This window comes from Curtobacterium sp. MCBD17_028 (assembly GCF_003234875.1).
In the GTDB taxonomy this organism is placed as follows: domain Bacteria; phylum Actinomycetota; class Actinomycetes; order Actinomycetales; family Microbacteriaceae; genus Curtobacterium.
In genome coordinates, this window is the sequence record NZ_QKTQ01000003.1 from 39,782 (window position 1) to 66,337 (window position 26,556).

General features: G+C 69.0%; 27 protein-coding genes. 8 read left to right on the top strand and 19 right to left on the bottom strand.

Annotated features, from left to right (window positions below):
• Positions 1-52 precede the first annotated feature (52 nt).
• A complete protein-coding gene (locus DEI86_RS04635; RefSeq protein WP_111048921.1) occupies positions 53-406 on the top strand; it encodes a hypothetical protein in 354 nt (117 codons plus the stop codon).
• A gap of 72 nt (positions 407-478) precedes the next feature.
• Here DEI86_RS04635 and DEI86_RS04640 read toward each other — a convergent pair whose 3' ends face one another.
• Together DEI86_RS04640 and DEI86_RS04645 are read right to left on the bottom strand one after the other, a co-directional pair.
• A complete protein-coding gene (locus DEI86_RS04640; RefSeq protein ID WP_181439697.1) occupies positions 479-2,272 on the bottom strand; it encodes an IPT/TIG domain-containing protein in 1,794 nt (597 codons plus the stop codon).
• A gap of 330 nt (positions 2,273-2,602) precedes the next feature.
• Complete coding sequence (locus DEI86_RS04645; protein WP_111011329.1) at positions 2,603-3,028, bottom strand: organic hydroperoxide resistance protein; 426 nt, start codon at positions 3,026-3,028, stop codon at positions 2,603-2,605.
• Positions 3,029-3,113: 85 nt separating this feature from the next.
• Here DEI86_RS04645 and DEI86_RS04650 point away from each other — a divergent pair, with 85 nt between their 5' ends.
• Positions 3,114-3,722 carry a maleylpyruvate isomerase family mycothiol-dependent enzyme gene (locus DEI86_RS04650; RefSeq protein ID WP_181439698.1) on the top strand — a complete coding sequence of 203 codons (609 nt, stop codon included), beginning with the start codon at positions 3,114-3,116 and terminating at the stop codon, positions 3,720-3,722.
• 63 nt (positions 3,723-3,785) lie between these two features.
• On the opposite strand, the gene DEI86_RS04655 is transcribed toward DEI86_RS04650, so the two are convergent.
• The gene (locus DEI86_RS04655; protein WP_111011288.1) at positions 3,786-4,349 is read right to left on the bottom strand and encodes a DUF3040 domain-containing protein; all 564 of its coding nucleotides are present in this window, start codon (positions 4,347-4,349) and stop codon (positions 3,786-3,788) included.
• A 174-nt stretch (positions 4,350-4,523) separates the two neighbouring features.
• Between DEI86_RS04655 and DEI86_RS04660 the strand changes: the two genes are divergently transcribed.
• Positions 4,524-5,255, top strand: a complete 732-nt coding sequence (locus tag DEI86_RS04660) for an SOS response-associated peptidase (protein ID WP_111048924.1) — start codon at positions 4,524-4,526, stop codon at positions 5,253-5,255.
• Between the two features lie 7 nt (positions 5,256-5,262).
• Here the strand turns inward: DEI86_RS04660 and DEI86_RS16455 are convergent, their stop codons facing one another.
• Positions 5,263-5,412, bottom strand: coding sequence for a hypothetical protein (locus DEI86_RS16455; RefSeq protein WP_181435049.1), 150 nt, complete (start codon positions 5,410-5,412; stop codon positions 5,263-5,265).
• 117 nt (positions 5,413-5,529) lie between these two features.
• Here DEI86_RS16455 and DEI86_RS04665 point away from each other — a divergent pair, with 117 nt between their 5' ends.
• A complete protein-coding gene (locus DEI86_RS04665; protein WP_111048925.1) occupies positions 5,530-6,426 on the top strand; it encodes a VanZ family protein in 897 nt (298 codons plus the stop codon).
• 108 nt (positions 6,427-6,534) lie between these two features.
• On the opposite strand, the gene DEI86_RS04670 is transcribed toward DEI86_RS04665, so the two are convergent.
• The gene (locus DEI86_RS04670; protein ID WP_111027196.1) at positions 6,535-7,092 is read right to left on the bottom strand and encodes a sortase; all 558 of its coding nucleotides are present in this window, start codon (positions 7,090-7,092) and stop codon (positions 6,535-6,537) included.
• Positions 7,093-7,166: 74 nt separating this feature from the next.
• On the bottom strand, positions 7,167-8,978 hold the full coding sequence (locus DEI86_RS04675) for a DUF4012 domain-containing protein (RefSeq protein WP_111048926.1): 1,812 nt from the start codon (positions 8,976-8,978) through the stop codon (positions 7,167-7,169).
• Between the two features lie 95 nt (positions 8,979-9,073).
• Between DEI86_RS04675 and DEI86_RS04680 the strand changes: the two genes are divergently transcribed.
• On the top strand, positions 9,074-10,174 hold the full coding sequence (locus tag DEI86_RS04680) for a glycosyltransferase (protein ID WP_111048927.1): 1,101 nt from the start codon (positions 9,074-9,076) through the stop codon (positions 10,172-10,174).
• A 9-nt stretch (positions 10,175-10,183) separates the two neighbouring features.
• Here the strand turns inward: DEI86_RS04680 and DEI86_RS04685 are convergent, their stop codons facing one another.
• The 6 genes from DEI86_RS04685 to DEI86_RS04705 are packed head-to-tail and all read right to left on the bottom strand — an operon-like array spanning position 10,184 to position 18,260.
• Positions 10,184-12,244, bottom strand: a complete 2,061-nt coding sequence (locus DEI86_RS04685; protein ID WP_181439699.1) for a glycosyltransferase — start codon at positions 12,242-12,244, stop codon at positions 10,184-10,186.
• Positions 12,241-13,314, bottom strand: coding sequence for a glycosyltransferase family 4 protein (locus DEI86_RS04690; RefSeq protein ID WP_111048929.1), 1,074 nt, complete (start codon positions 13,312-13,314; stop codon positions 12,241-12,243). Before DEI86_RS04690 ends, DEI86_RS04685 begins: the two co-directional genes overlap by 4 nt.
• Entirely contained in the window at positions 13,305-14,333 is a 1,029-nt protein-coding gene (locus DEI86_RS04695; protein WP_258376470.1) for a glycosyltransferase family 4 protein, read from the bottom strand. The genes DEI86_RS04690 and DEI86_RS04695 overlap by 10 nt, the downstream gene beginning before the upstream one ends.
• Entirely contained in the window at positions 14,272-15,729 is a 1,458-nt protein-coding gene (locus DEI86_RS16795) for a hypothetical protein (protein ID WP_258376464.1), read from the bottom strand. The genes DEI86_RS04695 and DEI86_RS16795 overlap by 62 nt, the downstream gene beginning before the upstream one ends.
• Positions 15,730-15,763: 34 nt before the next feature.
• Positions 15,764-16,903 (bottom strand): glycosyltransferase family 4 protein, encoded by a 1,140-nt coding sequence (locus tag DEI86_RS04700; RefSeq protein WP_181439701.1) that lies wholly within the window; start codon positions 16,901-16,903, stop codon positions 15,764-15,766.
• A complete protein-coding gene (locus DEI86_RS04705; protein ID WP_111012284.1) occupies positions 16,860-18,260 on the bottom strand; it encodes a lipopolysaccharide biosynthesis protein in 1,401 nt (466 codons plus the stop codon). Before DEI86_RS04705 ends, DEI86_RS04700 begins: the two co-directional genes overlap by 44 nt.
• Positions 18,261-18,334: 74 nt before the next feature.
• On the opposite strand from DEI86_RS04705, the gene DEI86_RS04710 reads away from it, so the two are divergent.
• Positions 18,335-19,033 carry a GDSL-type esterase/lipase family protein gene (locus DEI86_RS04710; RefSeq protein ID WP_181434607.1) on the top strand — a complete coding sequence of 233 codons (699 nt, stop codon included), beginning with the start codon at positions 18,335-18,337 and terminating at the stop codon, positions 19,031-19,033.
• A gap of 31 nt (positions 19,034-19,064) precedes the next feature.
• On the opposite strand, the gene DEI86_RS04715 is transcribed toward DEI86_RS04710, so the two are convergent.
• Genes DEI86_RS04715 through DEI86_RS04730 form a run of 4 tightly spaced genes read right to left on the bottom strand, consistent with a single transcriptional unit; the run spans position 19,065 to position 23,575 of the window.
• On the bottom strand, positions 19,065-20,531 hold the full coding sequence (locus DEI86_RS04715) for a sugar transferase (RefSeq protein ID WP_258369989.1): 1,467 nt from the start codon (positions 20,529-20,531) through the stop codon (positions 19,065-19,067).
• A gap of 19 nt (positions 20,532-20,550) precedes the next feature.
• The gene (locus DEI86_RS04720; protein ID WP_111048932.1) at positions 20,551-21,543 is read right to left on the bottom strand and encodes a hypothetical protein; all 993 of its coding nucleotides are present in this window, start codon (positions 21,541-21,543) and stop codon (positions 20,551-20,553) included.
• Complete coding sequence (locus tag DEI86_RS04725; protein ID WP_111048933.1) at positions 21,540-22,142, bottom strand: low molecular weight phosphatase family protein; 603 nt, start codon at positions 22,140-22,142, stop codon at positions 21,540-21,542. Before DEI86_RS04725 ends, DEI86_RS04720 begins: the two co-directional genes overlap by 4 nt.
• Positions 22,142-23,575, bottom strand: a complete 1,434-nt coding sequence (locus DEI86_RS04730) for a polysaccharide biosynthesis tyrosine autokinase (RefSeq protein WP_111012280.1) — start codon at positions 23,573-23,575, stop codon at positions 22,142-22,144. The genes DEI86_RS04725 and DEI86_RS04730 overlap by 1 nt, the downstream gene beginning before the upstream one ends.
• A 143-nt stretch (positions 23,576-23,718) precedes the next feature.
• Here DEI86_RS04730 and DEI86_RS04735 point away from each other — a divergent pair, with 143 nt between their 5' ends.
• On the top strand, positions 23,719-24,462 hold the full coding sequence (locus DEI86_RS04735; protein WP_181439702.1) for a CPBP family intramembrane glutamic endopeptidase: 744 nt from the start codon (positions 23,719-23,721) through the stop codon (positions 24,460-24,462).
• 34 nt (positions 24,463-24,496) lie between these two features.
• Here DEI86_RS04735 and DEI86_RS16460 read toward each other — a convergent pair whose 3' ends face one another.
• Together DEI86_RS16460 and DEI86_RS04745 are read right to left on the bottom strand one after the other, a co-directional pair.
• A complete protein-coding gene (locus tag DEI86_RS16460) occupies positions 24,497-24,637 on the bottom strand; it encodes a hypothetical protein (RefSeq protein WP_181435044.1) in 141 nt (46 codons plus the stop codon).
• Between the two features lie 126 nt (positions 24,638-24,763).
• Entirely contained in the window at positions 24,764-24,970 is a 207-nt protein-coding gene (locus DEI86_RS04745) for a hypothetical protein (protein ID WP_111011312.1), read from the bottom strand.
• A 286-nt stretch (positions 24,971-25,256) separates the two neighbouring features.
• Here DEI86_RS04745 and DEI86_RS04750 point away from each other — a divergent pair, with 286 nt between their 5' ends.
• Positions 25,257-25,925, top strand: coding sequence for a TetR/AcrR family transcriptional regulator (locus tag DEI86_RS04750; protein ID WP_181434605.1), 669 nt, complete (start codon positions 25,257-25,259; stop codon positions 25,923-25,925).
• A gap of 153 nt (positions 25,926-26,078) precedes the next feature.
• On the opposite strand, the gene DEI86_RS04755 is transcribed toward DEI86_RS04750, so the two are convergent.
• A complete protein-coding gene (locus DEI86_RS04755) occupies positions 26,079-26,399 on the bottom strand; it encodes a hypothetical protein (RefSeq protein WP_111011314.1) in 321 nt (106 codons plus the stop codon).
• Between the last annotated feature and the right edge of the window lie 157 nt (positions 26,400-26,556).

The following is a 26,556-nucleotide window of genomic DNA, read 5'->3' on the forward strand; positions in this document are numbered from 1 at the left end:
TGGCTCACGCGACGGATGAGACCGCCGCACGATCCCGCCCCGAGGAGGCGCCGTGCCCCGACTGACGATGGACGAGCTCGAGGGTTGGATCTCGGAGTTCCGGGCGGGGTCGTCGCACCTGCTTTCGAGCCCGCAGGCGGTCGACATGTCGTGGGACCAGGCGACCATCGACACCGCGCTCATCGTCATGCACCTGGAGACCAGTGGCACCGAGGTCTACCTGCAGCGCGAGATCGGTGTCTCGCCGGAGTGGACGGTGACGTTCGAGCGCCGTGAGAACGACGCCCGGGTCTCGGCCGAGCAGGTGCTGACCCTGGCGGCCGAGGTGAGCGCGATCGGCCACCTGTGCTCCTACCTGACGCTCAAGACGTCGGAGCACCTGCAGCGGCACGCGGCAGCGCAGTAGCCCACGGACGACGGAGGCCGCCGCGGGTGATCAGCATCACCCACGGCGGCCTCCAGGTCGCCGGTCGCCGCGTCAGCGGAGACGCAGGTGGCGGCGTCGGTACCCGATGAGCGCGACGATCCCGCCGAGCCCGAGCAGGCCGATGCCCGTGATCGCAGCGGGTCGGGCGTCCGAGCCGGTGTAGGCGAGGGCGTTCGCCCCGGTGCCGTCACCGCCACGGTCGCCGGTCAGCAGCGCAGCGCCGGTGCCTGCACCGGTCGCGCCGGTCCCGGTGGCCGCCGCAGCCACGTAGCGGAAGCCCGTGGCGCCGCTCGTGCCACCGGTCGTCGTGACGGTGATCGTCGTGGCTCCCGGGTCGCAGGCCGGCGTCGTGAACACCAGCCGGGTGCCGGCAGCGTTCACCGTCACGTCCGCAGCGGGGATGGTCGTCCCGCAGATCGTGACGCTGGTCCCGCCGGGCACGAAGCCGGTTCCGCTCACGGTGACCGTCGTGCCTCCCGTCGTCGATCCCTGCCCAGGGTCGGTGCCCGTGACGGTGGGTGCGGCGCGGTAGGTGTAGCCGTCATCGTCACGGGCTGCACCGGCCGGATCGGTCAGGACGACGTCGACCGGCCCGGCCGCACCGGCGGGCGTGGTGACGGTGACGCTGGTGTCGGTCGGCGTGCCCACGATCGTCGCCGGGACGCCACCGAACGTGACGCCGGTGACGTCACCGAGCCCGGTACCCGAGACGACCACGGTCTGGCCGCCGGAGGTCGGACCGGACGCGGGGGTCACACCGGTGATCGTCGGCGCACCGGCGGTGACGTAGAGGAACTGGTCCGGCGCGGCGACCGTCGTGCCACCGGGGAACCCGACGACGACGTCGGCGAGGCCGGCACCCGGCGGCGTCGTGACGACGATCTGCGTGCCGTCCGCGGAGACGGAGCGGACGGTGCCGGCCGTTCCGCCGAACGTGACGCCGGTCGCGTTCTGGAGGCCCGTTCCCCTGATGGTGACGGACGTCCCGCCCGCAGCGGGGCCCTGGTCCGGCGTGATCCCGGTCACGGTCGGCGCGACGTACGTGTAGCCGAGCCGGGCGGTCCCGTTCGGGTCGCTGACGACCACGGTGGTCGGGCCCGCGGCGCCGACCGGCGTGACGGCGGTCAGGGAGTTCCCGTCGGCGGCGACCTGGACGTTCGTCGCCCGGGTCCCGCCGAAGGTCACGGTGGTGTCGGGCGTGAACCCGGTGCCGGTGATGGTGACCGTCTGGCCTCCGGTGGTCGGCCCGGTCGCGGGCGTGATCCTGGTCGCGGTGACCGGGATCGGCGCGGTGGGCGTCTCGCAGGTCGCGTTCGCGAGGACGACCGTCGCGACGGTCTCGTTGACCAGCGGAACACCGGCGACGGTGCCGTTCAGCGTCGCGACCGCGCGGACGGCCGTGCCCGTCGCGGTGGTCCCGGTGGTCGTCTGGACGCGGCTCGCCTGGACCGTCAGGGTCGCACCGGCGAGCGTTCCGGTGAGGTCCGCGCTCACCGTCGCGGTCGGCGTGGCGGCGTTCAGTGTCACCGCACGGCCGAGCAGGGTCAGGCCGACCAGGTCCGCGGCGCTCGTCGGCGTCCCGCCCACCGGGCACGTCGCCGTCGCGGTCGCCGCGTCCGCGGTGAGCACGCTCTGCCCGAACAGCGCCACGTTCGCACCCGCGATCCGCGAGGACGCGGTGGACCGCGTCGCGTTGCTGCTCGCCGAGGTCGTCACCGCCCCGACGGTGATGTCCGCGGCCGCCACGTCGGCCAGCGTCGAGCCGTCCGCGTCGGTGAAGGCGCGGTCACCTGATCCCGTGACCGCGACGTCACCGACGGCCGCGTTGACGTCCAGCGTGGCCACGCCTGCGACATCCGCGTCCGCGACGGCACTGATGCCGACCGCCGACGCATCCCCCGGTGCCGCTGACGCCGGTCCTGCGACGACGAGGGCACCCCCAACCACCAGTCCCGCGGACAAGCCGACCGCGGACAACCGCATTCCCACGCTCCGTCGCATGGCGCCCCCTTCACGAGCTGTTCTGCCTGCGCACGCTAGGCCCGGGGGTGGCGGGTACGTTCGCTCCAACACTGGGGTTTGACAACCACTCACGAACAGGAGTACGACGTCCCGGCACGTGGAACGCCCGGCCCCCGCATCGGGGACCGGGCGTTCGGCGCTGCTCGCCGACGATCAGTCGACGAGCGAGAGCGTGACCTCGACGTTGCCGCGCGTCGCGTTCGAGTACGGGCACACCTGGTGCGCGGCCTCGGCGACCTCCTGCCGACGGTCCGCCGGCACGTTCGGGGCGTAGATGTCGAGCTCGACGGCCAGGCCGAACCCGCCCTCGCCGTTGTCGCCGATGCTCACGCTGGCCGACACGGAGGCGTCGGTGGTGTCGACGCCGAGCCGCTTGCCGACCAGGTGGTAGGCGCCGAGGAAGCAGGCCGAGTACCCGGCGGCGAACAGCTGCTCGGGGTTGGTGCCCTCGCCGTTGCCACCCATCTCCGTGGGCGGGCGGGTGTCGAAGTCGAGGCGGTCGTCCTCGCTCCGGACGTGTCCGTCGCGACCGCCGCCCGTGGCGTGGGCGATCGCGGTGTACGTGATGTCAAGGGTCATGCACCCCACCTCACACCACGGGACTGGACGGTCGCTGACGTGTATCCGGTGGACGCACACCGCAAGGAGCGGCCACGATGTGATGATGAGCAGCGTTGCCCAGTTCAGTTCGTCCGCCGATGCCTTCGTGGCCGTCGTCGCACAGGTCCCCCACGACGCGTGGGAGCGACCGGCACTGGGCGAGTGGACCGTGCGGAGCCTGGTCGGGCACACCACGCGCGCACTCCTGACGGTCGAGCAGTACCTGCACCTCGAGCCACCGGCCGAGGTGACGATCCCGACCGCGGCGCTGTACTACGCCACGGTCTACGAGCAGTTCACGGACTCGAACGCCGTGACGCAGCGCGGGATCGCTGCGGGGATCTGGCTCGGGAACGAGCAGCTCCTGCGGATCACGGACGCCCTGGCCCGCGCGAAGGCCGCGATCGAGGCGGCTCCCCCGGACCGTGCCGTGTCGATCGGCGGGATGGGGATCCCGCTCGAGGAGTACCTGCGCACGCGGGTGTTCGAGCTCGTGGTGCACACGATCGACCTCGCACGCGCGATCGAGGTGCCGTGCGCGCCCCCGCCGGACGCGGTGGAGTCGTGCGCGGTCCTGGCCGTGTCGGCCGGCAACGCGCGCGGCGACGGCGAGGCGGTCCTCCTGGCCCTGACCGGGCGCGGGTCGCTCCCGGACGGGTTCTCGGTGGTCTGACCGCGCCGGAACGGCGCGCTCCGGGTGCCGCGGGGACACGACCGGGAGGCCCGACCCGGCGACTCAGCGTCGGCGTCGGCCCTCGGCCGATCCGTGGGACGGCTCCCGGTCCTCCCGGCTGTCGCGGCGGAGCACGAGCGACAGGGCCGCACCGAGCAGTCCGGCGACGATGAGCACGATCGGCACGGAGATCGGTGCGTGCGTCGGCGCCGCGATGACGAGCAGCACCAGCCCGAGCACGACGAACCCGATGGAGGCGATGAGCACGTTCCGGCGCGTCGCACGACGGGCGTTGGCGCGGTTCGGTGCGGCGAGCAGGTCGGGATCGTGGAGGACACCGCCGTCGCCCGGCCGCGCCACCGACACGGCGGATGCCTGCGCGGTCCGAGGGGTGGGAGAGGCGAGGAGCCCGGCGATCGACGGACCGCTCGGGGCGAGTTCGGCGTCGAGGTCGTCGTCGTCCTCCTCGGGCACGGGGACGACGAGCGCGGCCTCGCCGGCGTGGCCGGCCTCGGCGCGCTCGGATTCCTCGCGGATGGCGATGGCGCGCTCGGCCTCGGCCGCCTGCTCCGCCTCGTCGAGGTGGTGCGCGGAGGGACGACGGACGTCGGGGTGTTCGTTGGTCACGAGGCGGGTACCTCTCGGGATCGTGGACGGCACGTCGGGGTCCGCGCCGGTACCAGCACATCAGGAACGTGCCGGATGCGCGAGCATATGACACCGATCTGGTAGCGCGCTGCCCTTGTCCGGTGAGCGCGCCCAGACTCGAGCACACTGGCTGCGCTCGGGCACACTGGTCGCATGTGTGGCCGATTCGTCGTCTCCGACACCACCGCTGACCTGTTGCCCGAGCTCGTGGGTGAGCTCGCGTCCCGCACCGAGCACGTCGACGAGGACACGGGCGTCGTCAGCACCGGACTCGTCGAGAACTACAACATCGCCCCGACGGACGACGTGCAGGCGGTCCGGCAGTTCCGCGGCGAGCGGGCGATGCCCGACGTGCACTGGGGGTTCGTGCCGTCGTGGGCCAAGGACTTCCGGAAGCAGCGGCCCCAGCCGATCAACGCCCGGATCGAGACCGTCGCGACCTCGGGCATGTTCCGCAGGGCGTTCGCGGGCAACCGCTGCATCGTCCCGGCGCAGGGGTACTACGAGTGGGTCCTGACCGAGACCGGCAAGGAGCCCCACTACATCCACCAGCCCGACGGCGCGCTGGCGATGGCCGGCGTCGTGAGCGCCTGGCCGGACCCGACCAAGCCCGAGGGCGACCCGGACAAGTGGCGCCTGTCGATGGCGATCATCACCCGCGACGCCCACGTCGCGCCCGGCGAGGTCCACGACCGCATGCCCGCGTTCCTGACCCCGGACAGCTACGACGCCTGGCTCGACGACACCCTGTCGCCCGACCAGCTCCTGGCGCTGCTCGACCGCGGATCGCACGAGGTCGCGCACGACCTGGTGCAGTACGAGGTCTCGCGCGCGGTGAACAGCGTGCGGAACGCCGGGCCGCAGCTCATCGAGCCGGTCGCGTAGCCCACCATCACCGGGTGAGCGCCACCACCACGAGCACCACGACCACCACCGCGAGCGCGGCGACGAGCACCCACTGCCACCAGCGGAACTTGGCGCGGCCGTTCGAGCCGCGCGGGCGGATGGGTGAGCTGGGTCGTGAGCGCGGTCTGGCGGACATGCGCGAACCCTAGGCGCGACGCATGTGCGCACGCCGGTCCAGGGAGACGGAACCGTTCAGGCCGCGGTGGGGGCGCCTCCAGGATGGGCCGTCGGCCGCCCGGTAGCGTTGCTCGGCATGACAGCACGACGCCCGTTCGTGGTGGGGGCCGCCGCCGTGCTCCTGGTCGTGTACGTACTCGCCAGTGGCGCGTTCGTGCTCATCGGCGGTGCCGCCCGACAGCGGCTCGAAGCCGACGCGGTCCGCGTCCTGCTCGCCGTGCAGTCGGTCGGGCACGGGACGCTCCAGCTCGACCGCGGGTTCGTCGCCGCGATGGCCGTGTCGCTCGTCGTGGCGCCGCTGCCGATCGCCGCCCGGGTGCTCCTGCCCCGCCGGGGTGCCCGCGCCGCATGGGCCCTGGCCGCCGTGGTCGTCCTGCTCGTCGTGCTGCTGGGTGCCGCGTTCCGGTTGCTGTCCGGCACCCACGCGATCTCCGTGGCGCTGGGCTGCGTCGTCGGCCTGGCGTTCGGGGTCCTCGTGGACCTGGCGGCGCGGTCGCTCGCCGCCCTGCGCGGCCACGAGACCGAGGGGCCCACGGGCCGGAGCCGATGGATCGCCCTCGCCCTGATGGTCCTGTACGTCGTGGCCGTCATGCTCATCGCGTTCCACGGCTCCCCCGTCGACGCCGGCAGCGACGGGTTCCTGTTCCGGGTGCTCGACTGGTTACACCGGCACGGCACGCCGCAGTGGATCGGCTACGCCGCGGTCGAGTTCACGGCGAACATCGTGTACTTCGTGCCGCTCGGGATCCTCGTCGCCCTGCTCATCGGCATCCGGCGCTGGTGGCTCCCGGTGGCCATCGGGTTCGTGGCGAGTGCGTTCATCGAGGTCGTGCAATCGGTGCTCCTGCCCGAGCGGACCGGCTCCGTCGACGACGTCCTGTCGAACACGGCCGGGGCGTTGCTCGGGACCCTGGTGGGCATCGTCGTCCTGGCACGGCTGCGGCGGCGGGCGGGTGCGCGGCAGCTCGGCTGAAGCACCGGGCGCGCGCCTCCGCCTGCGTTCGACGGCGTCGGTCCGCCGTCCCGGAACGACGAAGCCCCCGAGCCAGCAGGCTCGGGGGCTTCGGTGTGGTGCTGGGTGTCAGACGTTCTTGCGCTGACGACGCGTGGCCGCCGTGACGCCGACGAGCGCGCCACCGAGGACGACCGCGCCACCGGCGCTCCAGACCAGGAGGGTCGGGACGGTCGAACCCGTGAAGGCAAGGCCGGTGCCGGTGCTGGTCGCGGTGACCGTGGCGCCCGTGCCCGTGGCGGCCGCCGGAACGACGGTGAGGGCCGTGGTCGCGATGTTGCCGGACGTGACACCGGTCGCGGTGACCTCGTAGGTGCCCGAGGCACCGCGGGGCAGCGTGATGGGAGCGTTGAGCGAGCCGGTCGCGGACGCCTGGCGGACCGCGGTGACGGTCTGCGTCGGCAGCGCGCCGATCGTGACGGCACCAGCACCCGTGACGGAGATGGTGACGTTCTCCGAGTCGGCGAACGAGCCCGGCGCGAAGTTGATGATGGTCGTACCACCGGCGACGACAGAGCCCGACACACTGACGTTGCTGGCGGGCACGTAGCCCTCGGCGTTGGCGGCCATCGGAGCGGCCATGACGGCTGCGCCGGCGAGCACCAGCGCCGCGATTGTCTTCTTCATGAGTGATCCCCTAGTTCGAACGCGACGGCGGCCTGACCTCTCGCAGGACGCTCGATTAGCGAAGTTCCATCAAACTATCGGCTTTCACAGGTGACGTCCACGGGTCGTGTAACAGTTTGGTGAACGCCCGGGGTCGATTCCGCCGCGACCGTGTGGCCCGCTGCCGCCTTCGGCCCGAGGAACTGCACCGTCAGCGTGGTGCTTTGCCCTGGTGAGAGCAGAGTTGGGATCTGCACCACCGGGTACGTGCCGTCGAGCGCAGTCTGGGGGCTGGCCGCCTTGCCGTCCTGTGACGCGCTCAGGAACACCCCCGTTCTGGGGGCGTAGATCGCGACGTTCGTTCCGACGTTGCCCGGCGACACGCCGAAGTCCCCACCACCGGTCACATACCGGGGAAGGCTCGTGGCGGCGTCCGCTGGCGCCGTGTTCTTCAGGGTGACCTGCACGGTCCAGGTCGGGCGACCATCGGCGCGGCAGACCTTGCTCCCCACGGCGATCTGCTTCGTGAGGTAGTAGTCCATCTTCGCGCCGGTGGCGTCGTTGAGGTAGACGCCGAAGCGAGCAGTGGAGTCGTCGCTCGCCGGCAGAGCACCGGAGACAGGCGTCTGCTTGACGATCTGCTCCTGATGCGCATCCTCGCTCCAGAGTTTGACTCGCCCCTCGTCGGCTCCTCGGGTGAGTGCGGCGACCAGTGCCGACGGGTCGAATGCGCCGGTTGCGATCTTCTCGAACACCCCGACAGCGGCCGCGGCGAAGAACTCATCCTGTTCGGCGTTGTCCGGGTAGCGCGCGTACACCTGGCTGAGCAACAGCGGGACCGCGTTCGACGAACTAAGGGTGTCACCGGTCGGGAGCGTGACAGGGCCGGTCGCCTTGAGGATGTACCCGAGCGTCACCGGGTCGAGGGACAAGACCCCGTCTACGTCTTCACCGTACTTCTGCTTCCACATCGCTCTGACCAGCTTCGCCGAGGTCGAGAAGCGCGGTGTCAGCGTCACGTCCTGGATGTACTCGGCGGTGATGGCGCCGTACAGCCCCTGCGTATCCACTGGGAGCGGTAGCACCGGCGACGCGGCCTTCGGGAAGTCGGAAGAGGACGCTTGCCGCTCCAAGGAGATCGCCCCGTCGTCAGTGTGCAGCAGTGCCACCGCACCCGGGATTCCGCCGCCCGACCGCAGCTCTGCGTTGTTCTCGAACAGCAGCAGATATCGCTTCGGTCCGGCGGCGCCGAGCATGTCGGGCGCGAGCCGCACGACATGATCTGCAGCCGCAGCTTCTTCGGACGCTGACTGCAGTGCCGTTCGCAGTTGATCCACCGCAGACTCCACTGGGCTGATCGTCCGGCCGGCGTCGATCGCATCGGCCCTGCGAAGCGCGCCTCTGAGCGACTCGGCGGCTTTCGTGATCGGCTCCTGCGCCTTGACGAGCGGGCTCAGGTCCACCTTCCCGGACTTGGGGGTCAGTGACGCAGCGTTGAACCCGGACAGCACGGAAACCGCTGGCCGAACAGCGCCTGTCGCCACAGCGTCAGTGATCGCCGCGATCTGGCGTACTGCGCGGAGATTGCTACCGAGGAACGGCGCATGCTCATATGTGCGCCAAATGGGATCGCTGGTGAGTCGGCTTGCGCTGGCAGCGCGCTGCTCCAGCTGTTCGGCTGCGCTCTTCGCCTGCTCCCCTTTGCCACTCGCGACGTCTGCTTTGATCTCCGATACGAGCGACATCGACGTCCTCAGGTCGCGTTCGGCAAGGAATCCGCGAACGCCGACCCAGACGAAGGAGAGAACGACGATCGCCACCAGAGCCGTGACTGCGATACGAAGTGGACGTCTCGACCGCGACGGCTCCGCGCTCGAAGCGACGTGCGCCTCGCGGGGGTCGGACATGCGCTCATCCTACGCAGATGCGGAAGCGCACTCGCGTTGTCGATCGGTCCGGCAAGGCGGCCTCGTCTCTGCACCGCCCCCGATAGCATTCGACGATGCGCATCCGCGTCGCTCACGATTACCTCACCCAGCGGGGTGGCGCTGAGAGAGTCGCTCTGACAATTGCGAGCGGACTCTCCTCGACTCCCATCATCACCTCCGTCTACGATCCGGCGACGACGTTCGAGGAATTCCGGGAAGTCGGTGTACAGGACACGTTGCTGAGCCGGATCGGGTTCTTCCGCAGTGATCCGCGGCGAGCGCTTCCACTGCTGGCGATCCTGTGGTCGAGGATGACTCCCGTCGCCGCCGAGGCCGTGGTCTGCAGTTCTGCGGGCTGGGCGCACGCGCTGCCGGTTCGACCGGGGACAGCCAAGATCGTCTATTGCCACAACCCTGCCCGTTGGTTGTACCAGGCGGAGGACTACCTCGAGGGCCACGGCGCACTCGCTCGTGTGGTGTTAGGACTGATCGCGGCTCCGCTCCGGCGGTGGGATCGCCGGCAGGCATCACGCGCCGACGCCTACGTGGTCAATTCGACGAGCGTGGCTCAGCGAGTACGCGAAGCTTACGGGTTGGAACCGCAAATCCTGTTCCCGCCAGTGAGCATCGACATCACAGGTCCGATAACGCCCGTCGACGGGTTGGAACCGGGTTACTTCCTCACCGTCAGCCGCGACCGGGGATACAAGGGCACCTCTCGGCTGATCGACGCTTTCTCCGAGCTCCCCGAGGAACGGTTGGTGGTCGTCGGTACTGTCGAGCAGCCGCTACCACCGAATGTCCGAGCTGTGGGTCGGGTCAGCGATGCAACCCTCCGTTGGTTGTACGCGAACGGACGCGCCCTGATCTCGGTCTCACACGAGGACTTCGGCCTGACGCCGCTCGAGGCCAACGCCTTCGGAACCCCGGTACTCGTCCTCAGGGCCGGGGGTTTCCTGGACTCGACCGCGGAGGGCGTCTCCGGTCTGTTCATCGAAAACCAGGACACGGCCTCCATCAAGAGTGCGGTTCAGGAATTCCCGGTGCACTGGGACGCATCAGCGGTTCGACGGCACGCCGATCGCTTTTCCGTAGAGAACTTCCTCCGCAGGCTGCAGGAGATCATCGAAGAGACGATCGATCTGAAGAAGGAAAGCTCGGCACGACTCGTGTGAAAACGACGCTCACCCTTGGTACTCGCGACCTTGGAGCAGGTCGGCTACTCGCGTTCCGGCGCTCGTGATGGAGAACTGGTGGCGGATCAGAGCTCGGTTGGTGTCGTCGTTCAGAGGTCGGTCGAACGCTCGGGCGAGAGCTTCGAGGAGTCCGGTCACATCGCCGGGCGGAAATGCCTCCGCGGACGCTTCGGCCAGCTCGGAACGAACGTACGGCAAGTCCGACAGCACGAGCTTCGTGCCAGCTCCCATCGCTTCGAGTACGGCGATGGGCAATCCCTCCTTGACTGACGCGTTGACGAAGACCTCGGCGCGCGCGACCAGGCCAGCGAGTTGCGATGGGTCATCGATTCGGCCCGTGAGCGTCACGCGATCGCGCAAGTTCGCGGACGCTTCCACGCGATTGCGTATGCGGTCGTGATCCGGCCCGGTTCCAACCATCGTGAGCGTCCAACCGCTCGTCGCGGAGTCCTCCCAGGCACGCAACAACGTGTCGAGGCCCTTGACGCGCTCGTCGAAGCGTCCCACCCAGATCGCGCTACCCGCAACGCGTTCTTCTTCCGAGTTGATGAAGGTGTCCGATACCCAATTCGGCGCCCACACGACCCGGTCCACGGTCGAACCGCTTCGGACCGAACGGACTGACTCTCGCTCCTGCTTCGTCAATGTGGTGAGGAGGTTCGACCCTCGTGCGATGCGCTGCACCAGCCATCGAGGCGCGGCTGCCACGGGAGTGCCGTGGTGCGCGCCGATGAGCTTGTCGTCCGGCAGCTCGGACATCAGGCCGCCGAAGCGCGGATAGGCGTACTCCTGTGCGTACACGCGATCAAACCCCTGGACGTCGCGGGCGAGTCGCCGTCCTTGCAGATAGCTCAAGAGCTCACGGAGCTTCCAACGACGGAGCCTCGGAGGGATGACTCGACGGAGCGGAAGCACCGGCACGACCCAGACATCCATGAGGGAGCCCTTCAGTCTCGCGGGTGTTGCACCCGGGACGACGAGCGTGACGTCGGTGCCGCGCGACCGGAGGAGCTCCGCGTACTGCGTGATCCAGGTTCCTCGGTACCGTCCGTTCGCCAGGTCGCCAGCCGTGACGCCAAGCGCCGAGAAGTGGTCCTCGAACGTCTCGCAGCTGGGCACGATGGCAAGTGACGGCGAGTTCACCGTGCCCTCGTTCCTCTGGGGCGAGCGAATGCGGTTGGCAGCCGCTATCCCATGCAGGGTGGAGGTCACGAGCCGCAGCCGCGCTCCACGAGCCAAGCGAGCCAGTCCGGGCGCGTGCGGGTACCCGATCACTGCCAGGAACAAAGCGTTGCGGAGTGAACCCTCTCGGCGGAAGAAGCGGAACCCCAAGCGTTCGTTGAACGCCGCCTCGAACACTTTCTCGACGCTGGCCGCCCGATCGTCGCCGGAGAGCCGTGGGGCCGGATGATGATCGACGAGAACCTCGGGGTCGAGAACCAGCCGGTAACCCTGCGCCGCAACGCCCAGGCTGTACAGGAAGTCGTTCCTTGCCTGTGCGCCGCTTCCGGCGAGCGCGTCCACGATGTCGACCCGGAGGAACGGTTCACGCCGGAAACTACAATTCACTCCCTTCAAGTGATCGACCTCTCGCGCCGCCCCGACGGCAAGGTGATGATCACCGACGACGCGACCGGATCGACCGATGCGTGCGGTCATGGCTGACGTTGCTGTTGCTTCCTGCACACCCTCCAGGTCAGCGTCGATCAGGTCACGTCCGCCCACGCCGCCGACGCTGCCGTCCTCGTAATGGCGAAGGAGCCGCGCGCTCCAGTCCGGGTGGACTTCTGCATCGTCGTCTGTGAACGCAACCACCTCGCCACTCGCCGCGACGGCACCAGCTCGCATCGCCCAGGCGAGACCGGGCCGTTCCACCGTGACGACCGACGCATCGAACTGGCTCGCGACGGCGAGTGTCTTCTCGTCGTCCTTTCTGGCGACCACGATGACCTCGTGCGCCGGGGGCTGAAGCCGTTGCGCGGCCGCCAAGGCCCGCCGGAGCGACTCCGGTCGACCGACCGAGGGAATGATGAGGGAGATACGACTCACGAGCGCAGCCCTTCCAGCAGCGTTTTGATCGGCTCGTACACGGCAGGGGCACGGAAGCGCCCACTCGCGACACGAGCTTGACGAGCCATCACCGACGCGCGATCGGCATCGAGCAGTGTCGAGGCGATCGCAGACCCGAAGGCACGAGTATCGCGGACATCGACGGCCACGCAAGAATCATCGGGGATGAGCCAGTCGAACTGCCCGCCTTCGTCGCTGCAGACGATGGGTACTCCAGCCGCCGCAGCCTGCGCGAGTACCTGACCGAACGGCTCTGGAGTACGACTTGCATGGACGAGGACCCATGCGCTTCGAAAGAGAGCCTCGACCTCGACGACGTGTCCCCGCATCTCGAGAGGGAACTCCGCCCGCGGGAGGGGAAACTCATCGCCGAACTCGGCATCGCCGGCGATCACCATCCGCACGCCGGGCACGGCAGCTGTCACCTCGTTCACCGCCTCGATCGCGAGGTCCTGTCCTTTCCACCGAGCGATGCGACCCAGCATGAGCACTTCAGGCGCATCGGCGGGAGCACGATCCACCGAGTAGAAACGGTCCTCGACCGCGGTGGGTACCACGATGCCCGCCACTCGCCAACTCCGACGAGTCAGCTCGCTGTTGAACACGCGGTCAACGGCGAAGTAGCGCGTGAGCATACGGAGCACACGTGTGAGCGAGGCAGGGCGATTGCCTCCCGCTCCGAGGTCACGGACGTAACACACCAACGGCACGCGCGCGAGCTTGCACGGGACCGCGAGATGCAACATGCCCTGCACGCTGTTCGACAAGACGACCTCGGGTCGTTCCCGCCGCAGGACCCTGAACACCTCGATCTGCACGTACGCGAGCTGGAGCACAGCCACGAGGCTCTGAAGGAGGGATCGCTGGCGAGAATCCGCCGTGCTTCGGAAACGTCGGACGCTGATGCCGAGCCGGGACGCGCGCTCCGGTAGCGCACCGTCGCCTCGTACCCAGAGCGCCAGATCCAGTGACTTCGCCAAGAGCGGCGCGGCGAGTTCGGCTCCACCGTCTGCTGAGCTGTGGCAGTAAAGCACCCCCTTCACCGACATCCCGCGATCTCCTCGATCTCGCGCACGACACGGGACCACGAAAATCCCAGCGCGTATTCCCGGAGGGCTGACCGCTCTGCTGGGTCAGCCGCAGCAGCGGCACGTATCGCCGCGCTGAGCTGAACGGGATCGCCGAGATCGAACAGATACGGCGCTCTCGCCCACGGGCCCATCGCTTCCCTCAGGCCCCCCTGACCGGTCGAGATGACGGGCAACCCCCGAGCCATCGCCTCGATCACGACCAAACCGAAACCTTCCAGGGATTCTGTCGGGACCACGGCCACGTCGGACGCATCGACGACAGCGAGCAGCTCGTCGTCTGGAACCCGGCCGTGCAGCACGACATTCGCCTGGCGCTCATGCTCCGTGACCCAGTGCTCAATCGCGCCCTCCTGCTCACCACCACCGACGACGTGCAGGACGACCGGGCGGCCGTCCGCGAGGAAGTCGACTTGCTCGAGCGCCTCCAGGAGTCGCAGGTGCCCCATGCGACGCGTCAACCGACGGACGCACACCAAATGGACCTCCGGGCGATCCGCATGCGCGGTCGCCCGCGCAGCGAATCGCTCGTCGAGGCCGGGCGCGACACGATGCACCTTCTCGGGCACCACACGGAGGTGCTCCACCGCGCCGCGCGCGAACTCGTTGCTCAGGACCACGATCTGGTCGGCCATCCGACCACAGGCCCGTTCCATCGTGCGCATGAGCCTCAGCTTGAGCCTGCTCCTGCTCCCCGCGACCTCCGCCTCCAGCGCCCAGGGTCCGTGGTAGTTGAACACGACCTTGGTCCTCGGTCGCCTCCGCAACGCTCGTGACGCAGCATGGCCGACGAGGAATGGGGCCGCGTACATCGCGAAATGGACGTTCAGCACATCCACCGGCCCGCTTCGATAGCCCGCTAGGAAGAACCGCCAGATCCGAACTGCAGCGCCACCACGGATGAGGCTGGTGTCCGTCTCAGGCTTGATCGGGCCGCGCGCGACGAGGAGCAATCGCAGGCCGCGGCCACTCCCGCGCACCGCCTCGGAGAGGCCGCGGACGTACGAGTTCAGGCCCCCGCTCGTCTCGCTCGAGATGTCCTTGCCCACGATCAACCAAGTCGGTGCCGTCATTCCCTGCCTTCATCCCTTGGTCGGTGAGCGCCCCCATGAACAGCCACAAGCACGCGGTCATCCCGTAGAACCCCACGGTCAGCCATTGCCCGATCGATGCGACCAAGCACAGCGCCAAGAGGAGTCTGAGTCGGTCGCGCCCCCGCATCGCCGTGACGGCTGCCACGAGCGCGCGGCCGTAGACGGCGATGAGCGCTACGACGCCGAGTATTCCGGCGGCCAACGAGATGTTCGCGATGTCCACCTCCGCATTCGCGGAGTTGCCGGTGAGCTGCCCCAGCTGACCGAAGCCCGTCCCAATGATCGAACGCAGCCCGTTCATGAGGCCGGACACGAGGAGCTGAACGTGCACGGGCGCAGTGGTGTCACTGACTTGATCGCTACCGCTGATGAGAGCGAGCGAGTGAGCCGCGCCACCCCCGGCGACTCCGACCAGATCGCGTGAGAACGTGACTGCCCCCACAGCGACGACCGACAAGGCGACCAGTAGGCGTACGAGGAAGTACCTGCCACGAACCGCCACGGCGAAAGCAACGGACACGAGGGCGAGGATCAGGAAGGTACGGGTACCGCTGGCAACCGTGGCGACGAGACACACTGCTGCCACCACCGCGACGAGGCCACGCCACCGAGTCAATCCCAGGATGAGGCAGGACGTGGCGAGGACGAATCCCAACGCCGCGAGGAGAGCGCTCTCCGCCGCGCTACTCGCCAGCCCGAGCGGCCGGACTTCGTTCACGCCCACGTACAGGGAGGCGTATCCGTCGTATCGCACCCAGCGCTCGTCCCACGGTCGGAGTCCCCACAGGACCTGCGCCAGCATGTAGACCGAGTTGAGCGTCGCGATGAGGAGCACTGATCTGATCACTGTCGTGAGGTTCACACTCCGGGTCCTCCCGAGGAGGAACGCCGCGACGAAGGACAGGAGCAAGGCGCCGGTCAGGAAATTGCTAGCGAGGCCGGCTCCCAAGGGGTTGATTGCGCCCAGCACGCCGGCGCAGAGCATCAACTTGAGCGCGAGCGGGCTCCGCGCCACCCGAACTTCCCGCGATCCCGCGATCGCTGCGACGATCAGCAGTGTGGGCAGCAGCACGATCTGATCGGTCAGGAGGCTCTTCGGATCCCACCATTCGATGAGGCGCCGCCAGAATCCGCTGGAGACTCCGATGACGATCGCCGACACCACACCGGTCGTTGGGTTCCGCACCGCCAAGGCGACGAGTAGCAGAGCCAGCACGACAAGTGCGGGGCCTGCACCCAGGGACGGGAAGGCGAAGGCCGAGGTCGTTCCGATGACCAGCACCGTGGTGACCGCCAGGGGTGCTACTCGTCTCATCTCAAACAATGCGTCTACTCCAGAGCTTCTCGAGGAGTTCGTCCCGCGCCCGATCAACCGCAGCCGATGAGAAGTGGTCCTCGATGTAACGGCGAGCCCGTTCAGATGAATCGCCGCGGTCAGCAGAGAGGACCGCAGTCAACGCCCTCGTGAAGGCCTCGACGGAACGATCCGCCACCACGCCGCAACCGGTCTCGCGAACTGCGTCTGCCAAGCCGTGCACCTCAGTCGTGATCACGGGAAGCCCAGCTGCGAGAGCCTCGTGTCCTGCCATGCTGAACGTCTCGTAGCGACTCGCGAGGATGAACGCGTCTGCAGCAAGGAGTTCAGACACCGGGTCACTCGTCCAAGCAGCGTGCTCGACGCGGAGCCCAGCGATACGCCGCAAGCGGGCGATCTCTCGTCGGCTCCCTGCCCCGAATACCTTCAGTGCTACCGGAGCACCGATCTGACGACTCGAGGCACCGAGGCACCGAGCTGCGAACGCCAACCCCTTTCGCCCCCACTCACCGCCGAGGAACACGACGACCCGCTCGTCCTGATCGTTGTGTCGTACCCGGGATCCCGCCACCGTCGTCCGGACGGGGTTCGGAAGGACCTCGACATCACGGTGTCGATAGCGCTTGCTCAAGGCTCGCGCCTCCGAGTGACTCACCGCCACGAGAATCGCCGTCCTACTTCCGAGATGCAGGACGTAGAGCTCCGCGAGCCAGGCCGCAGCACGAGCGATCGATTGCGACCCGAATCGCAGGGCGCTGCCCGGCCAGGAGCAGAACCAACCCACCGATCGAAGGTGCTCGGCGTGCCAGAAGTGCATCCACACGCCATCCACCGACGCCGGTGTGATCGCACCGCATGCGAGTACCACGGCGGGTCCCACAGATGCGGCCGTCCGTATCCGGGCGGTCGACAACGCCCAGAACCAGAGGAAGCGGAGGACGAAGGGGCCGGGAATGCGAGGAACACGGTGAACGGTGGCAGCTTCCGAGACCTCCGCCGAGGCCCTGAACGCCACGACCTGCACGTCGTAGCCCTGGTCGACCGCTTTCAGCGCGAACTCCTCCAGCGCTCGTTCCTGCCCTCCCCAGGGACCGAGGTCATGCGCGACCACGACCAGCCGCCGCGGCTCTTCCGATTCCACTTGAACGTGCACTCAACCTCACCCCCGCCATCACTGCCATCACGCAGGCCATGCTCAATTCGTCGAGATGCCCCGTCCCATGGAGGATGAGAATCCCCGCGAGCATGACCACGAATGCGATCGCCGAGGCCACGACGAGACGGACGCCGTTCTGAGCCGCCGAGTCGAAGAAAACCCGGAGCTGCCACTGGTCGTTCAGCAGTTGGAACACGACCAGGATTGCCGTGACCGCGGGCAACTCCTCGTAACCCGCCCCGAACAGCGCGCGCCAGAAGAGAACCGTCACGGCGACGATGAGCACGCCGGACGCGACCGAGCTGGCGAAGCCCATCAAGGCCCTGGTCCGGAGGTTGCCTCGCCCTTCTTCGCCGAAGAAGGTCGCGAATCCGGCGTTGTTCAATGCCTGCGTCAACGCTCCTGACGCGGATGAGCAGGTGACGGCGACAGCGTAGATGCCGAGGTGGGCGGGAGCGACGAAAGCACCGAGGGCCAGCTGGTCGAATCGGGCACCGAGACTGTCGAAGGCCGAGGCCAGCCAGTAATGGGTGGAGAACTTCCAGGGCAGCCGACGGGAGACGCCCGCCCGACGCCGGGTGGGAAACGCGAAAGCCGCACCGAGCAGCGTGGCGATCGCTTGGCCGGAGAGGGTCGCGAGGAACGCATTCGCGAGCGTGAGATGACCGATGACGTAGAGCACGACGATCAGCAACGACGGCAGAACGAGCGTCGCTGCACGGATCGCGTTCCAGCTCCACATCCGCTGCTCGAGCAGGAGCCGCTCTCCCCCGAACTGCGCGAACCCCGTTGCGAGCAGCGTCAGCGAGGCGATACGGACGTAGACCTCGACAACGGGAGTGTCCCCGTACAGCACGGGAGCCGAGAAGTAACCCATAGCGGTCGCGGCCACACCGAGCACGGTCATCACGAGGTAGGAGCGCCGCGGCGTGACGAGCTGCGCTTTCTCCTCGACGGCGGCTCCCCGAGGCACCCCCAGGAACGCCATCCACGCAAGGAGCTGAACGACGACGAAGGTGGCCGCGAGCTCACCCCGACCCGTCGCACCGAGGGCGTGAGCGAGTGCTGGCGCGGACAGCACACTGAGACCCATCCCGAGATAGGTGATGCCAGTCGTCCAGACAACCGGGCTCTGGGCCAGGGCCTTCAACTCCAGCTGACGCGCGTCCCGGACGATGGAGTACAGCCGCGATGCGCCCATCGGGCTGCCGGAAGTCGTGCTGCGTTCGCGTCGGGCGCTCACCAGCACCTCCTGAAGGATGCATCTCCGGTGCGCCAGGATGACGAACTCGTGCGTGACAGACACCGTGTCGTTCGAGTACGACAGGGGCCCCTGTGCCATGCCGCGTGCTCGACGCCACCCCGGATCCTACCGGACACCGTGGTTCTCGCTGGAGGTGCCGATACCATCACCCTGTGGTCGCACAGACGCTTCTCCTGCTGGGCGATTCCATCGCCAACGGTCTCGGCGTTCGCCGCCGGACGTACGGACAGATCGTCGCCGCGGAGCTCGGTCATCGCTTGATCGATCTCTCTCGTACTGCTCGGCAAGTATCCGAATCCCTGCAGTTGACGCGAGGGTTGACCGAGCGCCCGACCATCGCTCTCGTCGCGCACGGCATCACCGAGAGCATCGTCCGGCCGCGACCGCGCGCGCTGGCGCTGGTCCCGCCGCGTTGGCGTCGCACCGGTTGGATGGATCCTCGTCCCTACTTCTCGTCCCACCCGAACAAGCGGCGGATCCAGATGGTCGAGAGCGGCGTTCGCTGGCGAGTTCGGAATGCACTCATCCATGTCGGCGGAGGCGACCAGCTCCAGAGTCTCGACTCGTTCTCCGATGACCTGCAGCAGATCGTCGAAGACCTGCAAGCCCGCGGCACACGGGTGTTGACGCTCGGTCAGCCCAGTCTCGACGGACGGTACTTCGCGGGAAGCCCAGCGGAATCGCAGCGATACGAGGGGGCGATGCAGGCGCTCGATGCCGAGCACGTGGTCCTGCGCGGCCGATTGCGAGAGTGGGGCGACTTCCTCGCCGACCACTTCCACCCGAACGACGACGGACATGAAGCGATAGCAGACATCGTCCTCGCGGCGATCCGGGGAACGCAGGGCTGATCGCTCCCACGTCCGGACGTCGAGAGCCCGATTAGTAGGCACCGTGACTCGCCACCACTGCCCGCAACGTCCGCCACAGGATCACCAGGTCCCCGGTGATCGACCAGTTCTCCACGTAGTACAGATCCAGCCGCACCGAGTTCTCCCACGACAGATCGGACCGCCCGCTGACCTGCCACAGTCCGGTCAGGCCCGGCTTGACGAGGAATCGGCGGTGCACGTGTCGGTCGTACTGCTCGACCTCACGCTGCAGCGGCGGACGCGGGCCGACGAGCGCCATGTCGCCGAGCAACACGTTGAACAGCTGCGGGAGCTCGTCCAGGCTGTACCGCCGCATGAACGAGCCGACGCGGGTCACCCGGGGGTCGTTGCGCATCTTGAACAGCACGTCGTTGCCCTCGGCGCGGTCGAGCTGGCTGACCTCCTGGATCCGGCTCTCGGCGTCGACGACCATCGACCGGAACTTGATCATCCGGAACGTCGAGCCGTTGAGGCCGACCCGCTCCTGCAGGAACAGCACCGGGCCCGGCGAGGTGACCTTCACGGCGATCGCGAGCAGCAGGAACACGGGCGACAGCACGATGACGAGCACGGCGGCGATCGCCAGGTCGAACACCCGCTTGGTGTAGAGCTTGCGGCCCGAGTACGTCGGGGTCTCGACGTGGATCAGGGGCAGGCCCTGCACGGGCCGCGTGTGGATGCGGGGACCACCGATGTCGGTCAGGCTCGGCGCGACGACCAGGTGCTGCTGGCCGGGCTCGAGCGACCAGCTCAGCTCGCGCACGCGCTCGGGCGGTAGGTCGTCCGCGCTGGTGATCACGACGGTGTCCGCGTGCGTCGCGTCGAGCGCGTGCTGCAGGTCGTCGAAACCGCCGTAGGAGTGCAGGTCGGTACCCGGCAGGACGCCGACGAGTCCGGTGGAGACGGCCGCGCCGAGCACGCGGTAGCCGGCGGCCGGTTGGCGCTCGAGCTGCGCGGCGATGTGGCGCACGCTGGCGGGTGAGCCCACGAGCAGCACGCGGGCGGAGTACCGCCCCTGCTTGCGCTGCAGGATGAGCCACTGCCGCCACATCCACCGCGAGAACAGCAGCACCAGGATGCCGATGGGGAACGCGATGAGCACGTAGCCGCGGGCGAGCTCGAGGTGCAGCAGGAACGCGGCGATCGCGAACAGGCCGAAGACGCGGATGCTCGAGTCCGCGACCAGGCGGTACTCGGTGCTGCCGACGCCGATCACGCGGTCGCCCCGGGTGTCGTAGACGCCGAGTGCGAGCGTCCACACCACGATCACGAACACCGAGATCCCGGTGTAGCTGAGCTTCAGGTCGTTCTCGTTCGACACGAGGTTGGAGCGCAGGCCGAGCCAGGCGATCTGCACGCCGAACACCACCCACGCCAGGATGAGGACGTCCGTGATCACCAGACGGCGCGCGAACGCACGACTCCAGCCCAACGTCGATGCGTCGGTCTGGAGGGCCGTCTCGCGTTCCGCGGTCATGGTCGCCGCCGCCTCCCGGTCACCACGTCGCGCCCCCATCGGTCGACGTCAGCACCTGCGACCCGCTCCAGACGGACACCCTGCTGTCGGTCTGGACGATCGCCACGGCGCCACTCGTGGTCGTCGCGGGAGCGCACCCGGCGTGGGTCGGCTTCGACCCCGCGGCGGCGGCCGCCGTGGTGAGCGTGTCGACCTCGACGCCGTGGCACGTCGAGCGGCCGGTGCGTGCGAGCGTGAACCCGCTGTCGGTGGCGGTGGCCGCGACGAGTCCGGAGACCGGCACCTGCACCCAGTCGTCGGCGGCGGTCTGCCGGACCGCCAGCACCCCGGGGCAGACGACGGCGGCGGTGGTGCCGTTCGTCAGGACCTGGGTCGGCGACGCGCACGGCGAGGCGGACGTGCCCGACGACATGTGGATGCGCGAGTCGGTCGTCACGTAGTCGGAGACCAGAGCCGCATCGTCCGCGGCCCAGTACTCGCCGTCGGTGTACGACGACAGCGCGGTCTCGGCACAGCTGGCGCCGGTGCCGGCGACGATGCTCGTCTTGACGCCGCCGGCGTCGAGCCCGGCGACGGTGTGGACGTCGTACTGCGCGGTCGATCCCGCCTTCCAGGTCGCTCCGCCGTCGGTCGACCGCTCGACGACGGCGTCACCGCCGGTGCACGACCCGGACGTCGCGCGCCAGAGCTCGGAGGCGCTGACGGCAACGAGGAACCGCCGCTGACCGTCACCTGCAGCGGTCGGGGTCCCGGTGGCCGACGGGGTCGGGTCGGCGGTCGCGCTGGCCGAGGCCGAGGGACGAGCGGTGGGGGTCGCGGTCGCAGCCGGGACACTGCTGAACGCCGGGATCGGTGCTGCCTGACCGTTGTCGCCGGGGGCGGTCCGCCCGAGCGCCACGGTCACCAGGAGCACGTCGACCACGACGAGCACCACGACCACGGCGGCCACCCAGACCAGCGCCTGTCGCGACACCGCGAAGCCCAGACGCCCCTTCCCCCCGTTCGAGCTCATCCCCGACTGCCCCCTGCTGTCGTCGAGTGGATCGCGGTCGTGATGGTCCCGACCGCCCCGGCGAGCACGTCGGCCACGCGCTCGTGGACCTCGGGCGACCGCCGGTACGGGTCCTCGACGTCGTCGTCAGCCGGGTCGGCCGGCGGCGGCACCATGCCGCGCGCGGCCGCGACGGTCGTGACGAGCGAGGCCAGGTCGGTCACGGCCTCCAGGTCCGCGGGCTCGAGCCCGCGCAGCACCCGCGCGAACTGGAGGATCGTGAACGTCCGCCGCGACGCCCGCGGCAACAGCGACACCACGGCAGCGCGGTGCGCCCGTTCCGCGGTCAGGATCAGGTCGGCGTCGGCGACGATGCGCTCCGTGAGGTACCGGGACCGGTGATCGTTGGGGTCGCCTCCCAGCCGTTCCGACTGCACGGCGGCGGTGACGTCCATCGGCGCGCCGTCGTCGGCCATGGTCCCGGCGCTGGCGACGACGATGCCGGGCAGGTCGGCGAGCTGCGCGCGGAGCAGCTGCGCCGCCAGCGGAGACCGGCAGATGTTGCCGGTGCAGACGGTGAGGATCGTGAACGGACGGGCGGTCCCCTCCCCCGTCGCCATCAGTCCGCTTTCCGCAGCGGACCGACGCCGGCGCTGGGCTTGCGGGGGATCTCGGCCTCGTCCTCGTTGTCCAGCCCGTAGCCGTACGCGTATCCGTACCGGCCGTAGCCGTAGGCACCCGGACCCTTGGTCGGCATCATCGTCAGGACGAACCCGGCGATCGGTGCCCCGACGTTCTCGAGCGTCGACGCGGCGCCGGCGAGCTGCGCCTTGTGGGTCTTGCCCGAGGCGACGGCGACGATCGCGCCGCTCGCCTTCTTCGACAGGATGGCCGCGTCGGTGACCGGGAGGAGCGGGGGCGCGTCGAACAGGATGTAGTCGTACTCCTGCTCGAGGCGCTCGATGAGCAGCTGCATGTTCCGCGAGCCGAGGAGCTCCGACGGGTTCGGCGGGATGGGCCCGGCGGGCATGACGCGCATCGCACCGCGCCCCCAGGGCTGGGCGACGTCGTCGAGGTCGGCGCGGCCGATGAGCACGTCGGTCAGACCCGCGGCGCCCTCGACGTCCATGTACTGCGCGACCTTCGGGCGGCGCAGGTCGGCGTCGATGAGGATGACCTTGTACCCGGCGGTGTCGAGCGCGATCGCGAGGTTCGCGACGGTGGTGCTCTTGCCCTCGGACTCGACCGACGACGTCATGACGAACGTGCGCGCCGGGCCGTCGAGGTCGAGGAACTGCAGGTTCGTGCGGAGGGTGCGGAACGACTCGGCGCGCGGACTGCGCGGGTCGGCCTGCACGATGAGCGGACGCGTCGCCGCCTTGTTGTCGAAGGCGATGCCACCGATGATCGGCTTGGTGCTGATGCGCTCGATGTCGGTCTCGGTGCGGACGCGGTTGTCGAGCGTCTCGCGGAGCACGGCCACGCCGACGCCGAGCGCCAGGCCGACGAGCAGGCCGAGGACGATGTTGACCGGCACGTTCGGGCTGACCGGCTTCGAGGGGACCTGGGCCTCCTTGACGCGGGTGAGCTTGACCGTGCTCTGACCGTTCGCGTCCGTCGCCTCGATGTTCTGCACGACGTTCGTCAGGCTCGACGAGGTCGCGTTCGCGATGTCCGCCGCCCGCACCGGGTCGACGTCGGTCACGTTGATCGTGATGAGCGTGGTGCTCGTCGGGGCGTCGGCGCTGACGAGGCCGGCGAGCTGCTCGGCCGTCATGTGCAGGTGGAGCTTGGCGATGACCGGCAGGAGCACGATCGGCGTGCTCACGAGGTTCGAGTAGGTGACGACACGCTGCTGCGTGAACGTGTTGCCCTGCGCCAGGTCGGACGCGCTGCCGCTCGTCTCGGTGGAGACGAACACCTGCGCCGACGCGGCGTACTGCGGCGTCTTGGCGATCGAGAACCCGGCCGCTGCTGCCACCCCCACGAGCGCGAGGATGAGGATCATCATCCAGCCCTTGCGTAGCACCGTGATGTAGTCGCGAAGCTCCACGCTCCAGCCTTCCCCGAACTGACGTCACCGATGCTCCTGATGCGTCGTGTGACAGCCACCGGTGAGGAAATAGTGCCATACCGATGAGGAGGGATCGGGTTCGTCGTGCACATCGGGCTGGAGCTGACCCCTACGGTGAGTGCATGAGCGCCGAAGAACCGACGATCGCTCCGCCGCGTCGCCGGAGTCTCCTGCCCCTCGGGATCGCGCTGGTGATCGTGATCGTGCTCGAGCGGATCGTGAGCAGCGCCGTGCAGCGGGGGTCGGTGCCGAGCGCTCCCGTGCAGCTCCTGCTGTCGGACCTGGCGTCGTGGGTGCCCCTCGTTCTGGGGGTGCTCTGGTACCTGCGCGACCGCGGCGCGACCTCGGTCGTCGATCGCCTGGGCCTCCGGATCAGCGTGTTCGACGTCTTCCCGGCCATCGCGATGGCCTGCGTGGCGCGGGCCGTGGACGGGTTCCTCAACCTGGCGATGTTCGACAGCACGGGGCTCAGCCCGCAGCCGGTGCTCGGCGGCGGGGTCCAGGTCGCGGTGCTCACGCTCACGGTGCTCGGTCCGTGCATCCTGTCGCCCGTGATCGAGGAGCTGTTCTTCCGCGGCACACTGCAGCCACTGCTCGCCGATCGGATCGGCGGCGAGGACGACCGACGGGGCAACCTCCGGCTCGCGACCGTCCTGGGCGTCGTCGCTGCCGCGGTGCTGTTCGCCGCGATGCACGTCCTCGTGGCGAACACCACGGTCGAGGGGGCGTTCGTCACCTTCGTGAGCACGTTCGTCCTCGGGCTGCTGCTCGGGACGTTCGTCGCCGTCACGAAGCGACTCGGCGGCGCGATCCTGGCGCACGTCCTGTTCAACGCGATCGCGGTCGCGCTCACCTGGCCTCGGTGAGCACGACCGCGATGCGGTGAGCATGGGCGCTCGATCAGTGGATGACCGGGTGCACGTGCTCGTACGCGAGCCACACGAGTGAGACCGACGACGCCGTGACGACGCCGAGCGTGGCCCACTGGTGCCAGGTCGCGCGGAAGCGGCCGTAGCGGTCGCGCTGCGCGGTGTGCTGCATGTGCCGGATCTGCGTACGGGAGTAGCGATTCTGGGCGCGGTTGTAGACGGGTTGCATGGTGGCCTTTCGGGTAGGAACCAAGCGGATTCGGGATTTCGGGTAGCCGAAGAATAACGCGAGAGGACCTCAGGGGCTAGTGCGGACGGGGCGACGCGGCGCCCGCCAGTGCGGCTGCGGGACCAGCCCATCACCCGCCGGCACCGTCACGTGGTCCTCGCCGCGCTCGCAGAAGCAGGCGAGCAGGATCGGCGTGCCGTCGTGGAGCTGGTGGAACGTCTCGACGTGGGGCCGCGGCTGCCCGCCATCGCTCGTCGGCTGTGTCTCGTCCGGCATGGATCGATTCCCCCTGGTCCCCGACCACCTCGTCCGGAGCGGCGACACCGTGGTACTCCAACGAGGAACCGGGAAGCGCTCCTCGACCCCCGCCCCGGACGGGTGTCCTCTACCCCGCGCGCAGACCCGAAACCGGCGCGGAGCGAGGTGCGACACATGTTGCCTGGTTCGGACACGTTCCACAAGTCGTTCGTCTGGCGAACCGGCCGGTGGCGGCCGGGCGGTGCCGCAGGGTCCTCGCCGCTCTGCTCGCCGCCCCGCTCCCCGATCCGGATACGGTGATGCGATGCACGACCAGCGATCGACGACCAACCACCGTCAGGAGCAGAAGGCGAACACCCGTGCCGCGATCCTGCGCGCCGCCGCGACGGAGTTCGCGACCCGGGGCTACGCCGGCACGAGCATCGCGAGCATCGCAGCGGCCATGGGCAAGCCGAAGTCAGCCGTGGGGCACCACCAGTTCGCGTCGAAGCAGCAGATCGCCGAGGCGATCGTCCGGCAGCAGCAGGAGACGTGGGCCTCGATGCGGGCGGAGGTCGAGCAGGCGACGCCGCCGGGACTCGGCCGGTTGCTGCGCCTCCTCATGACGGCGGCGCTCGACGCGCGCGAGCATCCGAGCGCACTCGCCGCAGTGCGCCTCCTGGCCGACCAGCGTGCGAACGGGATCACCCTGCCGCGCTCGACGGTGCCGTGGCGGGCGTACGTGGCTGAACAGTTCCAGATCGACATCGACGCCGGACGGATCCCGTCCGACCGCCCCGCCGAGGAACTCGCGCGACGGCTGCTCAACGCGAGCTTCGGTGTGTTCGACGCCGAGAGCCGCGGACTCCAGGCCATCGACACCGAAGCGGCACTCCGGGCGCTGTGGGCGGACCTCCTGGCCGGGGTCGGCGTGACGGACGTCGACGCCGTGCTCGAGCAGGTCGGCGCGGTGGACGCCGCGCCCCCCGCCTGACGCGCCGATCCGACTGCGGCCCGACCGCGGACGGGCGGTCGCACGACCGCACCCGTCCGCGCGACCGCCGACCGCGCGACCGCCCGGAACGACGAACGCCCCCGCTGCCGGAGCAGCGAGGGCGTGAGGCCGTCGATCGTGGAGCGCTCGAGCTCAGCGGATCGGGCGGATGACGTTCGGAAGCATGAGGTGCAGGTGCTCCGAGAGCTTGGCCTGGGCGTCCTCGAGCGAGGCGTAGTCGCCGATGTACTGGCCGAAGGTGTCCGACGCGAAGTAGTGGGCGCCCTGCTTGTCGACCGTGCCGCCGTAGTAGCCGCCGTAGCTCGCGACCCAGAGGCCCTTGTCCGCCTCGGTCCACGTGATCTGCGCGCGGGTCACCTGGCCGGCGGCTGCGGCTTCCGCCTCGAGGATCGCGATGGTGTCCACGGTGTCCGTGTCCAGGGTGACGTCGGAGTGGGAGATGGTCATGCTCATGTCGCGGCCTCGCTTTCCTTCGGGGTACGTCTGCGGTACTCCTCCACCGTACGAACTCCGGGTCCGTGCGCGCCAGTCGGCCCCGGGATCTCCCGGGATCCTCCGAGCCGTGCCCAGGACGAGGCCCGGAATCATCGGCCAGGAGCGACCCCCGCCA

What these genes read in the sequence shown, in the direction of transcription:
- DEI86_RS04645 (WP_111011329.1), bottom strand. Translation starts at nt 3,028, where the DNA reads ATGACCCTTGACATCACGTACACCGCGATCGCCCACGCCACGGGCGGC.
- DEI86_RS04650 (WP_181439698.1), top strand. Translation starts at nt 3,114, where the DNA reads ATGAGCAGCGTTGCCCAGTTCAGTTCGTCCGCCGATGCCTTCGTGGCC.
- DEI86_RS04660 (WP_111048924.1), top strand. Translation starts at nt 4,524, where the DNA reads ATGTGTGGCCGATTCGTCGTCTCCGACACCACCGCTGACCTGTTGCCC.
- DEI86_RS16455 (WP_181435049.1), bottom strand. Translation starts at nt 5,412, where the DNA reads ATGTCCGCCAGACCGCGCTCACGACCCAGCTCACCCATCCGCCCGCGC.
- DEI86_RS04665 (WP_111048925.1), top strand. Translation starts at nt 5,530, where the DNA reads ATGACAGCACGACGCCCGTTCGTGGTGGGGGCCGCCGCCGTGCTCCTG.
- DEI86_RS04670 (WP_111027196.1), bottom strand. Translation starts at nt 7,092, where the DNA reads ATGAAGAAGACAATCGCGGCGCTGGTGCTCGCCGGCGCAGCCGTCATG.
- DEI86_RS04675 (WP_111048926.1), bottom strand. Translation starts at nt 8,978, where the DNA reads ATGTCCGACCCCCGCGAGGCGCACGTCGCTTCGAGCGCGGAGCCGTCG.
- DEI86_RS04680 (WP_111048927.1), top strand. Translation starts at nt 9,074, where the DNA reads ATGCGCATCCGCGTCGCTCACGATTACCTCACCCAGCGGGGTGGCGCT.
- DEI86_RS04690 (WP_111048929.1), bottom strand. Translation starts at nt 13,314, where the DNA reads ATGTCGGTGAAGGGGGTGCTTTACTGCCACAGCTCAGCAGACGGTGGA.
- DEI86_RS04705 (WP_111012284.1), bottom strand. Translation starts at nt 18,260, where the DNA reads ATGGCACAGGGGCCCCTGTCGTACTCGAACGACACGGTGTCTGTCACG.
- DEI86_RS04715 (WP_258369989.1), bottom strand. Translation starts at nt 20,531, where the DNA reads ATGACCGCGGAACGCGAGACGGCCCTCCAGACCGACGCATCGACGTTG.
- DEI86_RS04720 (WP_111048932.1), bottom strand. Translation starts at nt 21,543, where the DNA reads ATGAGCTCGAACGGGGGGAAGGGGCGTCTGGGCTTCGCGGTGTCGCGA.
- DEI86_RS04725 (WP_111048933.1), bottom strand. Translation starts at nt 22,142, where the DNA reads ATGGCGACGGGGGAGGGGACCGCCCGTCCGTTCACGATCCTCACCGTC.
- DEI86_RS04735 (WP_181439702.1), top strand. Translation starts at nt 23,719, where the DNA reads ATGAGCGCCGAAGAACCGACGATCGCTCCGCCGCGTCGCCGGAGTCTC.
- DEI86_RS16460 (WP_181435044.1), bottom strand. Translation starts at nt 24,637, where the DNA reads ATGCAGCACACCGCGCAGCGCGACCGCTACGGCCGCTTCCGCGCGACC.
- DEI86_RS04745 (WP_111011312.1), bottom strand. Translation starts at nt 24,970, where the DNA reads ATGCCGGACGAGACACAGCCGACGAGCGATGGCGGGCAGCCGCGGCCC.
- DEI86_RS04750 (WP_181434605.1), top strand. Translation starts at nt 25,257, where the DNA reads ATGCACGACCAGCGATCGACGACCAACCACCGTCAGGAGCAGAAGGCG.
- DEI86_RS04755 (WP_111011314.1), bottom strand. Translation starts at nt 26,399, where the DNA reads ATGAGCATGACCATCTCCCACTCCGACGTCACCCTGGACACGGACACC.